The sequence below is a fragment of the Nocardia sp. NPDC049149 genome (assembly GCF_043197455.1).
GTDB lineage: Bacteria > Actinomycetota > Actinomycetes > Mycobacteriales > Mycobacteriaceae > Nocardia.
Genome location: NZ_JBICTD010000003.1, coordinates 74,859 through 88,406, shown reverse-complemented (window position 1 = coordinate 88,406; position 13,548 = coordinate 74,859). Strand labels below are relative to the sequence as shown.

At 63.2% G+C, this 13,548-nt stretch carries 6 protein-coding genes and 1 tRNA gene; 5 read left to right on the top strand and 2 right to left on the bottom strand.

Annotated features, from left to right (window positions below):
- From ACGFNJ_RS11310 to ACGFNJ_RS11295, 4 genes are all read left to right on the top strand, one after another.
- Positions 1-3,885, top strand: a complete 3,885-nt coding sequence (locus ACGFNJ_RS11310; protein WP_393446095.1) for a phage resistance protein — start codon at positions 1-3, stop codon at positions 3,883-3,885.
- Positions 3,882-6,767, top strand: a complete 2,886-nt coding sequence (pglZ, locus tag ACGFNJ_RS11305; RefSeq protein WP_393446093.1) for a BREX-2 system phosphatase PglZ — start codon at positions 3,882-3,884, stop codon at positions 6,765-6,767. The genes ACGFNJ_RS11310 and pglZ overlap by 4 nt, the downstream gene beginning before the upstream one ends.
- Before the next feature lie 68 nt (positions 6,768-6,835).
- Positions 6,836-8,173 carry a BREX system ATP-binding protein BrxD gene (gene brxD, locus ACGFNJ_RS11300; protein WP_393446091.1) on the top strand — a complete coding sequence of 446 codons (1,338 nt, stop codon included), beginning with the start codon at positions 6,836-6,838 and terminating at the stop codon, positions 8,171-8,173.
- Positions 8,174-8,244: 71 nt separating this feature from the next.
- Positions 8,245-10,314 carry a DEAD/DEAH box helicase gene (locus ACGFNJ_RS11295; protein ID WP_393446089.1) on the top strand — a complete coding sequence of 690 codons (2,070 nt, stop codon included), beginning with the start codon at positions 8,245-8,247 and terminating at the stop codon, positions 10,312-10,314.
- Positions 10,315-10,935: 621 nt separating this feature from the next.
- Here the strand turns inward: ACGFNJ_RS11295 and ACGFNJ_RS11290 are convergent.
- Positions 10,936-12,825, bottom strand: a complete 1,890-nt coding sequence (locus ACGFNJ_RS11290) for a DNA/RNA helicase domain-containing protein (RefSeq protein ID WP_393446087.1) — start codon at positions 12,823-12,825, stop codon at positions 10,936-10,938.
- 230 nt (positions 12,826-13,055) lie between these two features.
- On the opposite strand from ACGFNJ_RS11290, the gene ACGFNJ_RS11285 reads away from it, so the two are divergent.
- Entirely contained in the window at positions 13,056-13,415 is a 360-nt protein-coding gene (locus tag ACGFNJ_RS11285; protein ID WP_393446085.1) for a nucleotide pyrophosphohydrolase, read from the top strand.
- Positions 13,416-13,462: 47 nt separating this feature from the next.
- Here ACGFNJ_RS11285 and ACGFNJ_RS11280 read toward each other — a convergent pair.
- Positions 13,463-13,534, bottom strand: a tRNA-Val gene (locus ACGFNJ_RS11280).
- Positions 13,535-13,548 lie beyond the last annotated feature (14 nt).

The window sequence follows — 13,548 nt, the reverse complement described above, 5'->3', positions numbered from 1 at the left end:
GTGGCACCGAAACCCAGCACTCCAAAACCCTTGCTGCGGGACCTGATCCACATCAAGGAACACATCTCCACGTCCGACTATGTGCTCGGCTTGGTCGAGTCGGTGGCAGATCCGGAAACGTTCGTGCAGGCTGTGCGCGAGTATGTGATCACCGAGCAACTGCTGGCCAACTACGATCAGGCGCTCGCGCTGATCAAGTCCGCACTCGACGGTCGCGCCTCCAAACCGGCCTATCTGCACGGTTCGTTCGGTTCGGGTAAGTCGCATTTCATGGCAGTGCTGTACGCGCTGTTGTCCAACGACTCTGCGATCAATTCCGCGGCGCGGTCGCGCAAAGAGTTCGCGCCGGTGCTGGCCAAACATGAATGGCTGCAGGCCGATGGACGCCGTTTCCTGTTGGTGCCGTACCACATGCTGGGCGCGAAGTCCCTCGAGCAGCGAGTACTCGGCGGGTATGTGGAGCACGTACGCGCGATGGACCCGAATGTGCATCTGCCGCAGGTGTATCGCACCGATGCGCTGTTCGACAGTCTCGCGGGAATGCGCGCCCGGCCAGGCGGCGACGACTTCGTCCTCCAGGCGCTCAACTCGATCTACGAGGGCGATGAGGGCGACGAGTGGGGTGACATCTCATTCTGGACGGTGGAAAAACTCGACACCGCTATGAGCGCGGCCGAATCGCATGAGCCGAGCGACGCACTCGATCTGGTTGAACCCAAGACCCCGCAGGAGTTGCGCGCCAAGCTGGTCGGTGATGCCAGCACGACTCTCATCACCGGGTTCACCCGCGATGCCGCCGAGGACGAGCATGGGTTCATCTCCCTGGATGCCGGCCTGTCGGTGATCGCGGAGCACGCGAAATCCATCGGCTATGACGGTCTCATCCTGTTCCTGGACGAGCTGGTGCTGTGGCTGCACACCCAGATCCACGACCACAAGTTCGTAGCCCGCGAGACGGGGAAGATGACCAACTTCCGGGAGGGCGGCGACACCCGCCGCGCCATCCCGATCGTGTCGTTCATCGCCCGCCAGCGCGATCCGCGAGAACTGCTGGGCGATGAGGCATCCGGCGCGTATGCGGCCGCCATCCACGACAATCTCGAACTCGCCTCCGGCCGGTTCGACGTGATCGAGCTCGAGGACCGCAACCTGCCGGAGATCGCACACGAGCGCCTTCTGAAACCGATCGAAGGCGGCGACGCCGAGGCGCAGATCGACGCCGCGTTCGCTGCCGCCAAGCGAAGTGGGTCAGCGGCCTGGGTGACGCTGCTAGGCTCCGACCGGTCCACCGGCGCGGACGAGGCGTCATTCAAATTCTCGTACCCGTTCTCGCCAGCGTTCCTGTCGACATTGGTGCACATGTCCACCGACCTCCAACGCAACCGCACGGGCCTGAAACTCATGGGTGAGCTGCTGGCGCAACGTCGCGACAACCTGCGGCTGGGAGAACTGATCCCGCTCGGCGACCTTTACGAAGTGCTCACCGCCGGCGGCGACCGGCCGTTCGTTGCCGACAAGCGCGTCATGTTCGAAGCAGCAGACCGGTTGTACCGCAACGATCTTCGCCCCTATCTGCTGCGGCTGTACGAGGTCACCGAGGACGACGTCGACGCCTACCTGCACCGGCCCGAGCACCTCACCGACCAGAAAGTCGTGAACGGTTGTAAACAGTTCGTGGCCGACAATCGGCTGATGTGCACGCTGCTGCTGTCAGCGCTCGCGCCTGGCGCTAGCGCCATGACCGAGTTGAGTGCCCGAACCCTGAGCGCGCTCAACTTCGGGTCGTTCACGAACCCCATCGACCCCCTTGCCGTCGGCGTCATTGCAAACAAGATTCGTGAGTGGGCGGGCCAGTTCGCCGAGATCAAATACAGTGAGCCGGATGCCAATCCCGGCGTGCGGTTGGAGCTCACCGGCGTCAACGTCGACATGGTGCTCGCCAACGCCAGCGTCAACAACACTCGCGCCAATCGGGCCGCCCTGGCAAAGCGATTGCTGATTGGGGAATTCGGCATCGATCCAGGCACCGATGTGTCGAACTCCCATCCGCTGCGGTTCGTGTGGCGCGGCTCGAACCGGACCGTCGAAGTGGTGTTCGGAAATGTCCGTGATGAAGACGAGCTGCCCGACAACCAATTGCAACCCTATGACAGCAGTCTGTGGCGGCTGGTGATTGATCTGCCGTTCGACGAAGACGACCACACCGCCCGAGAGGACGCCACCCGCGTCCGTGAGCTGCGCGCCAAACAGCAGGATCGTCCCACCCAGACCGTCGCCTGGTTGCCGGACCATCTGTCCAAGGCGCGGTGGGACGGATTTCAGAAGCTGGTCATCATCGATAAGGCGATTGCCGACAGAGGCCGGTTCGACAGCCAGTACGCAAGCCATCTCAACGCCGACAACCGCGCCACCGCATGGAACCTACTGAGCACCCAGCGCGATACGTTGATGAATCAGATGCGAGGGGCGTTCAAGAAAGCGTACGGGCTCGACGCCAAGGTCGAGACCGATGTGCAGAACGTCTTCGACGACCATCTGCAGCCGCTGCCCGAGATCGCCGACCTGCGGCTTCCGTTCGGTTCGACGATGCACGACGGAATCCGCCATCTCGCGGGCGTCATGCTCGCGCACCAGTATCCCGCGCACCCGGATTTCTCCGACGATATCGGTAGCCCGGTGCGATCCGCAGACGCGAAAACCGTATTCACCCATGTGCGTTCGGCCGCGGAAACCCGGGACGGCCGCGTGGAGATACCGGCCAAGGACCGCAAAATAATGCAGCGCATCGCGGTCCCACTCGGGCTGGGGGAACAGAAGGAGGCATACTTCGAGCTGTCGCGTCGCTGGGCAGACGACTTCCGCCGTTTCGCGGCCACCGACGGCGTCACCGGCGACCTGCCGGTCACCACTCTGGCCAAATGGACCGATCGGCCGCCGCGCGGCCTGGACGAGTTCTTGAAGAATCTGGTGATCGCGGCCTTCGCGGCCATGGACGATCGGGTATGGGTGCGGGCCGGCGTATCGCAGGACACTCTGCCCGAGCCGAGTCAACTCAAACCCATTGATGCGTTGGGTAAACAGCCGCTGCCGAGTGAAGCCAGCTGGGACACAGCACGGCATCGCCTCGAAGCGATCACCGGCAACAAGGCACCGGCGCTACTGCGCGGCCCGATGGTGCAGCAGCTGGCACGCCAGCTCACCACGTTCGCGCGCGAGTTCACCGAACCCGCCACTGCGCTGGTGCGGCAGCTGGAGAGCCACATCACCTTCCTGAACCTGGACGGCTCCGATCGTCTGGCGCTGGCGCACCGTGCCGCCGCCCTGTTGGCGGCGGTGTCGACGGCAAACGAAGGCGGTTCCCCCACTGCCAAGAAGACCGTGGAAGCCTTCGCCGGATTCGATCTCGGTGCGGCAGCACCGCAGCATCTCGGCGCGTCTCTCAAGCAAGCACGCGTCGTCGCCGACTCCCTCGACACAGCCCCGTGGGGGACACTGCGGCTGTACAAGCGATTGGGTGCATCCGGTGAGCGACTGCTGGAATCGTTGCGCGCAACCGCCCGCGCCGACCAGTTCACCGACGATCTGGTCGCCAAGCTCACCGATACCGCCGACGCCATCACGACTGCGCTCGATACGGAGGAGTCGACTCCGACGCCACGTCTAGAGACGGGGCAGCGCGCGGAACACATCGATCTGAGCGAGGAGTCGAATCATCCTCCGGTACACGCAGATCCAGCACCCGGGAGTCCCGCGCGTTCAGGGACGCGACGCTTCAGCGCCGTCGACGCCCGACATGCCATCGGCGAGCTGGAGCGTGAGGTGGCGGACTTCGCGCGCCGCGAGCCAACTGCCCGGATCGTGGTGACCTGGGATGTGATCGAGTGAGTAATACGGCCACGCACAGCACGACGACGCTGCCCCGGCTGAAGACTGCGGATGTCGCCCAATATCTTTCGGCCGGCCACGGACTCACCGACGCGCTCGCGGGCCGCGGCGAGCGGACTGTCGTGCTGTTGCGGGCCGAACCTGACTGGGAGGGGCCGGCCGAGCTTGCGATCGGGGACCGTCACGCCCGCGTTGCGCCCGCACCCTCCGCCTTGGCAGTCCACGAACTCGTGCTGCGCCACCTGGAGACCGACGGTGCGCCACAGGTGCTGGTGATATTCACCGATTGCGAACATGAAGACCTCGATCCGGCCATCCTGGCCCGTACCCACCGGAAAAGAATCAACCTGGTAGATCGCTGGGACATCGTCCGGAATGCCTTCGGGTCCACCGGAATCGACGAATGGATCAAACGCGAAGTGTGGGCAGCCGAGGCACTCCTGGATGCCGCCGGCCCCGACGGCTGGCCCCGGGTGCCCGGCGTGCTCTCCAGGGGAGAGGCGTTGTCCGCCTTAGCTTCCCGGCGGCTGCGACTGCCGTCCTCGAACGCCGACCGTATCGATCCGGCCACGTTGCTGCACTGGTCGCATACCCCGGGCAGTCCTGAATTGCTGCTGGATCTCCGCGATGCGGAACGTGACGGTCTGACGACGTTTCTCACCGATGGCGAGCAGGCCGGTGCGGCCGGATCCGTGCTGATCGATCTGGTCCGCGCCGGTCATGGTGGCGATGCGGTGGCCTTCGGACTCGTGGCAGCGGCTTTGTGGCTGCATCCCGCTCCCGACAGCGCCACCTATCAGGCGCGCGGTCGCGCAGAACGTCGCTTGGGCGACAACCCCGCGGTAAGCGCGGAAGAACTCGATCGCCGCGTAACGGTTTTCGGCCGTGCCTGCCTCGAATACTTCGATGTTCAGTTGACCCGCGCCTATGACCCCCGTGCACGCAGGGCGAACTCCCACCTGGGCGGGCCCGACGGCGGCACCCCCTGGTCTCAGTCTGCCCGTGCAGCCCGTCAGATCGTCGACCCGATTCTGCGGCGCGCGGGCGAGTTGGTGCGCGAGCTCGGTGCGGACGCCGCTGCTCAGAACAGCCCCGTGCTGCGGGCCGGACTCGAAGCGTGTTTCACCGCCGTCGGAAATGCCCTGGGGCGCAACGATTCCGCGGTAGTGGCCCAGGCAACCAAAAGGCTGTTCGAACACCGCCTCGCTGGTGATCCAGAACTCGAGGTGCGCATCACCCGGGTCGAGATGGCACAGCGACTCGCCCGCTGGCTCGCAGACGACCCCGAGACCGCTACGGACACGGTCGCCGAGGCGCTCGATCGGCACATGCGCGAAACTTGCTGGGTAGACAGGGCTCTGGACTATCTGGAAGCCGGTGGTGACACCGATCCGGCATTGAAGATTCCCTATCGCACGCTCGTGAACAACGTCCGTCAGCGCCGACGTGACCTGGACCGCGAATTCGCCACAAGCCTCGCGGTGTGGACGGCGGCGGGTACTGCCCCCGGCCGGATGCTCACCGTCGAATCATTCCTCGCCCGAGTAGTCGCGCCCATTGCCGGGCATCGCCGCGTGCTACTGCTCGTCTTGGACGGAATGAGTGCCGCAATCGCCACGGAACTGGCCGACCAATTGCTGAACGGCTGGAACGAATACGACCCCTACCCGGAGGGTGGCGATCCCCGTCGCCGGGCGATGGCAGCGGCACTGCCCAGCCTTACCGCGATATCACGGACCTCCCTGTTCGCCGGCAAACTGACACGGGGCGATCAAAACGACGAGAAGCGCGAATTCCCGCGGCACCGGTTCTGGGGTTCGAAGAAGACGGCCACCGTTTTTCACCTGAACGACCTGCGCGGCGAGAACGGACAACCCTTCGGCGACGATCTCACCGCCGCCCTGCTCAACCCGGACCAGCACATCGCGGTCGTACTGAACACCATCGACAACGCACTCGACAAAGACTTGAAGCTCGGCGACACGGACTGGGAACTGCGCGAGATCGGCGATCTGCGGGCGCTCCTGCGGGCCGGTGCCGACCAGGGCATGGCGGTACTGATCACCAGCGACCACGGACATGTCATCGACCGGCACAGTGTGAGAGTTGAAGTGGCCGAATGGCAATCGGCTCGACATCGCAATCCGGACACGTCGCAGCCGCTGGCCGACACTGAAATCGCGTTGTCCGGCCCGCGCGTCCAGTGGCCACAGGTAGGCGAATCCGACTCGGCTATTGTCGCGTTGTGGGACAACGATTCCCGCTACACAACCCGCCAGGCCGGCTACCACGGCGGCGCTTCGCTCGCCGAGGTCGCCATTCCGATCCTTGCGTTCCTGCCGTTCGGTATAGAGCCGCCCACCGTCTCGCGGCAACCGATCTGGCGGCAGATCGGCGATCAGTCCCCATACTGGTGGTCGTCGGATCGGCCTGCGCCCCCGGCCGTGCAGGCACCGCAGGACACCACCGTACGACGCCGCTCTGTCGATCGCGTGTCGAAGGAACGGCTGCTCGGCCTCGAGCCGATGTTCGAACTTTCCGATACTCCGGCAGCTCCATCGCCGTTCCCATCGAACGTCGTCGAGGATGACTTGGTCAACCGGCTGCTCGGGTCGGAGATCTTCGAGGGCCAGCGCGCATTACTTGCCAGGCCTCCGCAGCCGGTGACGGTGGATAAAGCCCTCCGGGCCCTGCTCCAAGGCCCGCTCCCCATCACCGCACTGGCGCAGCGCGTAGGTTATCCATCCGTCAGAGCCAGCGGTTTCGCCGCTATTCTCAGTCAGCTGCTCAACTTCGACGGTATAACCGTGCTGGAAACCCTGGGCGACGGTCGCACCCTGAAACTGGATGCTGCACGGTTGCGCACCCAGTTCGGGTTGTGACCGCGCGGGTCGGTTTCGAGAACCGAAATCCAACGGCTCGGTACGTCGGCACGGGTCTGGCCGGGCAGATGACATGCGAGACTGGGCTTGTGAGTAGCGTGCAGCCTCTGCCCGTGAGCGCGGTCCGCCGTCGTCTGGTGATCGACGCACTGCGGCGCGGGGCCGTACCCGAGGCAGGGCTCGACTTGTTCGCTACCGGACTCGACCGGTTCGAGGCGGCGATCGACGCGGAGCTCGACACGGTCGTTTCCGGCGGGTCGGTGTTCAAGGCAGTGCGTGGTGAGTACGGCTCAGGCAAGACGTTCTTTGCGCGGTGGTTGGCCGAAGGCGCGAAGCGTCGCAACTTCGCGGTCTCCGAAATCCAGGTCTCGGAGACGGAAACTCCGCTGCACAAGCTGGAGACCGTGTACCGGCGGCTCACAGAGCGGCTCACCACTGCCAGCTTCCCACCCAGTGCCCTCCGCCAGGTGATCGACGCCTGGTTCTACACATTGGAGGAGGACGCGCTTGCCGACGGCGCCTCCGACGCCGAACTGTCCGCAGTCGTAGAGCGGCTCATGACGGCGCGTCTCGCCGAAGTATCCAGGCACGCACCGTCTTTCGCAACCGCGCTGCGGGGTTACCGCAAGGCCATCCTGGACGATGACGAATCGAGTGCCGCCGCAGTGCTGGCATGGTTGGGCGGACAGCCGAATGTCGCCGCGGTAGCGCGACGGGCCGCCGGAGTGCGCGGCGATCTGGACCATTTCGGCGCGCTCGGCTTCCTGCAGGGCCTCCTGGTCGTCCTCCGCGATAGCGGGCACCGCGGGCTGCTGGTTGTGCTCGACGAGGTCGAGACGTTGCAGCGGGTGCGGTCCGACGCCCGCGACAAGGCCCTCAACGCTCTGCGCCAGCTCATCGACGAGGTGTACTCGGGTCGCTTTCCCGGCCTCTATCTCCTGATCACCGGGACGCCCGCCTTCTACGACGGGCAACAGGGCGTGCAGCGGCTCGCGCCGTTGGCGCAGCGGCTGGCCACCGATTTCACCACAGATCCCCGCTTCGACAACCCGCGCGCGGTGCAACTACGCCTGCCCGGTTTCACTCTCGAGTCTTTGACCCAGCTCGGAATCACTATCCGCGACCTGTACTCGCACGACTCCGCGAACGGCGACCCGATTCGCGCCGTTGCCGACGACGCGTATGTCGCCGACCTCGCGGCGGCGGTAGGCGGGGCGCTCGGCGGCAAAGTCGGTGTGGCGCCGCGATTGTTCCTGAAGAAATTAGTCGGCGATGTGCTCGACCGTATCGACCAGTACCCCGATTTCGATCCACGACAGCACTATCGGCTGACGGTGACGCCGACCGAGCTCACTACCGCCGAACGGAACCTCACCAGAGCCGATGAAATCGACCTGGAACTGTGATCAAGCGTAGCGAGGGAGCAGATCCGATCGATCGGCTCGACCCGGTCGTACTCCATCACATCGTCAACACATTGGGCTGGCCCGACCTTCGGCCGCTGCAGAAAGCAGCCATCGAACCGCTACTCGCCGGGAACGACACCGTACTGCTCGCCCCAACCGCTGGCGGCAAGACCGAAGCGGTCTGCTTCCCGCTGCTCAGCGCTATGGCGCAACGAGACTGGCATGGCGTTTCGGTGCTGTATCTGTGCCCGCTCAAGGCGCTGCTGAACAACCTCGTCACCCGGATCGATGGTTATGCTCAATGGCTCGGCCGTCGTGCCGCGATGTGGCACGGGGACGTCGGTGAATCCCAACGCAACAGTATCCGTCGGGCGCCCCCCGACATTCTGCTCACCACTCCGGAATCGTTGGAGGCCATGCTGATCGGAGTCAAGACCGATCACAACAATCTGCTCGGCGGGGTCCGTGTGGTGGTAATCGACGAGGTGCACGCCTTCGCCGGCGATGATCGCGGTTGGCACCTATTGGCGGTACTGGAACGCTTGCAGCGAGTGACCGGACAACCGATCCAGCGCGTAGGACTATCGGCAACGGTCGGCAATCCGGACGAGTTGCTGACCTGGTTGCAGGGCTCGGGAGCGGGGGTCCGTCCCGGTCGTGTCGTCGCACCGGATCTCGACGCAGCGACAACCCCAGCGCAACACCCTGTTTCGCCGGAGCCACCACCGGGCGAGGTCGAACTGGACTACGTCGGCTCGCTCGACAATGCCGCCAAGGTGATCGCTACCTTGCACCGCGGCGAAAAACGGCTCGTATTCTGTGATTCCCGTCGTCAGGTCGAGGAACTCGGCGCTGCACTGCGAGCCCGCGGGATCACGGTGTTCCTCTCGCACGCCTCGCTATCCGCCAACGAACGTCGCCGCGCCGAACAAGCATTCGCGGAAGCCCGCGATACCGTCATTGTCGCCACCTCCACCCTCGAATTGGGCATCGACGTCGGCGACCTGGATCGTGTCATTCAGATTGATTCCCCCGGCACCGTCGCATCCTTCCTGCAGCGCATCGGCCGCACCGGCCGACGAACCGGTAACACACGCAACTGTCTATTCCTCACCACCAGTGACGATGCCGTACTGCAAGCTGCCGGGCTGCTGCTGCTTTGGGGACGAGGCTGGGTGGAGCCGGTCGTTGCTCCGCCGGAACCTCGGCATCTGATCGCTCAGCAGATCCTCGCCGTAACCCTGCAGCAGGGGACACTCGGCGACCGAATCTGGGCACAGGAGTGGAACGGCTTATCTCCATTCGACCGCTCCGGCGAGCCGATCCTACGACACCTGCGGAACGCCGGCTTCCTCGAGGACGACCAGGGGTTGCTGTTCATCGGCCCAGAGGCCGAAAAGCGTTTCGGGCGACGGAATTTCCTCGAGCTCACTGCTGCGTTCACTGCGCCGCCGCAGTTCACTGTCTTCGCGGGCCGACACGAGATCGGCCAAACCGACGCCTCACTTCTCACTGAGGAACGGCCGGGCCCGCGTGTCCTGCTCCTCGCCGGGCGCAGCTGGCGAATCACCTATATCGACTGGAAGCGCCGTTGCCTCTTCGTAGAACCCACCGATGGAGGCGGCAGCGCCAAGTGGTCGAGTTCGGGTCTCCGGGGGCTGTCCTATGCGCTGACCCGTGCCATGCGTGAAGTCATTCTCGGCGCCGACCCTCCGGTATTACTGACTCGCCGCGCAGTTGCCGCCCTCGCCAGCCAACGCGACAAACGCGTCGGCACAGTCGCAGCGGACGCAACGATCATTGGCCGCGATAAAAATATCGTCCGCTGGTGGACCTGGGCCGGCTATCGTGCCAACGCAACTTTGGCACAGACCCTTGCGGCGATCAGCGAACCCGACCAGCGACCAACGGATCTCGCTATCCGGCTCCGTCCTGATCTGACGCCAGACGAGTGGCGTGCCGCCGCCACCAACACCACCATGGTGCTCCCCAAAGTGGATCCTCGTGCTGTCAACGGACTGAAGTTCTCTGCTCTGCTGCCCGAGCACCTCGCCGCGGCTACAGTCGCCGCCCGCTTAGCGGATCTGCCGGGTGCGCAGGAGATAATCAGGGACCGAACGCTCTTCCGCACCACGTCGTGATGTTTATGTGCCAACCGTGCGCAAATGTCAGCTTGACGATCAAACCCATTGACTGATCGTAGGTCAGTATGCGGATACCGACCTGGGTTCAGGCCTCCTAATCGCGGAGCCTCGACGAAATATTCTGCCGCAGAATACAGTTAGTCGAACCATTCGTCGGGAACGTCGGCGCTGACCAGAGGCGCGGTGGAACGGCGAGCCGGCCCTTCTGGATGTTGGCGGCATTGATGGAGTCGTATGCACTCATGCAGTCGGTGGTGCGCACGGCCACCGGCATATCGGGCAAGACCGAAGAATTATATACTACCCGCGAAATGCTCTGCGGGCCTTCGGATTTAGTCTCTACGCCGAGATGTGCCGTCGAACGGGATCTGCCGCTCGCGCTGTCGTGCAGGCTATTCTGCGCGATCCAGTCATACGCGAATGGCCAATCGCAGGAGTTGACCGACACTGCTCGTCGGGAACCGCGAGGCCGCTCGGCGAGCAACGGAGAACTTGAGGTGTTCCTTACCGGGTGACCTAGGACGCGAAACCACGTCCGATCCACTGCGTTAAGCGATCATGATCGTCGGTGACTTAGTCTGCGGTCGGGTTACACCCGGCCTCGCCGGAGGGGACCAGCTATTCAAGGGACGTTGCTAGACCAGAGATGAGCTCTTGAGTTTCTGGATCGACAGCGTAGATGACTACGCCTTGCATCCCTCGAGTGAGGAGAACCTTGTATGTATTGCGAATGAGGATGTCGAAATCCTCATCGAACAGGGTTTTACTTCTGAGCTTATTATCCTTGTTGGCATCTCGTCGCACGGCAAGGTGGTTGCGCTCAACGATGATCTCTGGTCCGAGTATGACACCGGCCCAGTCGTACTCGAATCCTTGGGCTGTATAGATGCAGCCGACCTGCTCGAAGCCGCGTGGGTCGTTTGCCCACAACCAACTCGGCGGGGGATCGTCCGGGCCGCCGATTCTGTTCGCGAACTTATTCCATGGTTTGTACCACTCGCCGATTTTTATGTCGGGTACGAGCTCCCCGTCACTGTCCGGTTCGCGTGTCCAGTCCCAGCAATAGCCAGCGGTGATCCGTGCTGAGACCGTTTCAGTGATCTGCGCCCGTAGGAAGGCCTCCATCTGTTGTGGTGAGCTTGCTACGCGGACTGTGAAGTGATCGTCGTCTTTCCATTTCATCGGCCCGAACGCCCGCAGGCCGAGGAGGTTCAGTACCCATTCGTCGAAAGCTGCGCTGCCGCCACAGCGAAATTGTCCGTTGAGGTTGATCTGGAAGACCGGCAACCCTGCTCTTGCGGCATGGTCTCTGATCAGATCGATCGTTCCAACTTCATCCGGACGGACCACTTGATTCTCGTCGAGGAGAAACACCGGGACCCTTGCGGCCTCTATCAATTCGTCGACCTGAGGACGCTTTGTCCGGAGAACGCTCCGTGTGTAGCGGTCGGTCGAGGTTCGCCGGATACGGTGGGCCTCGTCGCAGATAACCACGTCCAGCCACTCTTCTTGCATCGTGGTCAGGCTCTTGTAGTAGGTGATCAGCTTCTCCAGCTCGCGCTCTTGACGACCGTAGGTTCTTCGCATCGTTTTTGTGATGGCTTCCGAGCCTGTCGCGTATCGAACTCTACGACCGTCCGCACGGAGGCGTTGAAGTAGCGACATTGCAACGATGCTCTTACCGCTACCGGGTCCGCCAGTCACGAGTACCACGCTCTTGTGATTGCCCTTGCGCGAGAGATTGATTCGGTTCATCACCGCCTCGAACGCGAGTCTCTGGTTATCCACCAAGGAATCCCCAGCCGCGCGGAGATCCGCCGCGGTGGATTTCAGCAGTGTCGTTCTTCGCTGGATCTCGCTGTCGAGCAAGCGTTTCGCGGCCTCGGCACCGGAAGTGGGCGCCAGCCGGGCGCGGAGATACTCGATGAACTCATCGCGTTGGTCGCCGGTGAACAGGCATCCGAACTGATCGGGATCGAGCTGGAAGAGCGGCTCTACAAACTCTCGTTCGGCGTTGTGTAAATACGCGACCCCGTGCAGTACCTCATCGTGGTCATGGAGTACGGCAACGTCCCTTTGCAGGTACCTGCAGTAGCCTCGCACCTGATCGGCCGGATGCAGTTGATCTCCTCGCGTATGGAGTGACCATACGATCCGAGGGCTGTTCCACCCCAACTCGGCGTGCGTCCATTGCTTCAGCTCTACCAAAACGTAGCTGTCGGCGCCGGTCTTCGGATGGACACCGGCGAGCACCGCGTCGACGCGTTGACTCGAGCCAGGAAGGGAACACTCGATCAGCATGGCGACCTCAGTAAGGCCCGCGCTGATCAAGACCTTGGCCAACACCGGAAGGCTGGCATCCCATGATCGGCGTTCCGGCGGGCTGCCCTTCTTGCCCGAGTTGTCAGTGATTGCAGCCACCAGCGTCGCTGCTCGCGACAGGGCCAAGACTTCCGGCGCCGATGTGCAAAACGCTCGAAGCTTCACCAGACCCCCAGCTTGCTTCACAGCAATCCACCTTTTCGAGACCTGTAACAGCGCGGCTATCCGAAAGCAGGCTGCTCAGCAACCCGCTGTTGATCTTCGGATTTTAGCTCGACGGGCACGGTCACGGGTGAGGACTGTCAGTTCGGCGTGCTCTCGAACGATGGTCGACGGTGTGCGGGGATCCGCTGATCGCCCGCACAAGTTCGTGCCTGTCGCATAGATCGTCCAATGCCAACTGCTAGAACCAGAACATGGCAATTGACAGGCTCCAGCACATGGTTGCGGATTTCGTGGCGAAGCGAGGATGGGAACAGTTCCACACCCCCAAGAACCTTGTCATGGCGCTGACCGGAGAGGTCGGTGAGTTGTCCGAGCTCTTCCAATGGCTCACCGCCGAACAGGGTCAGACGATCATGGACGATCCGGCGCAGCGTACGAAGGTCGAGGAGGAGATCGCCGACGTTTTCATCTACCTGCTGCGACTCATTGATATTCTGCAAGTCGACCTCGTTGACGCTGTCGAGGCGAAGCTGCGGAAGAACGCCGAGCGCTATCCGATCGAGCAAGTCTACGGCCGCGCCGTCAAATACTCGGAACTCGAGCACGATTAGGCCATGACGCCCGCCTCGCACCACGTCGGGCTCGACGTTCATATCTGTGGGCGCAGAGGGGTTCGAACCCCCGACCGCTGGTGTGTAAAACCAGAGCTCTACCGCTGAGCTATACGCCCTCGACCTTGTCGGC

What these genes read in the sequence shown, in the direction of transcription:
- brxD (WP_393446091.1), top strand. Translation starts at nt 6,836, where the DNA reads ATGACATGCGAGACTGGGCTTGTGAGTAGCGTGCAGCCTCTGCCCGTG.
- ACGFNJ_RS11285 (WP_393446085.1), top strand. Translation starts at nt 13,056, where the DNA reads ATGGCAATTGACAGGCTCCAGCACATGGTTGCGGATTTCGTGGCGAAG.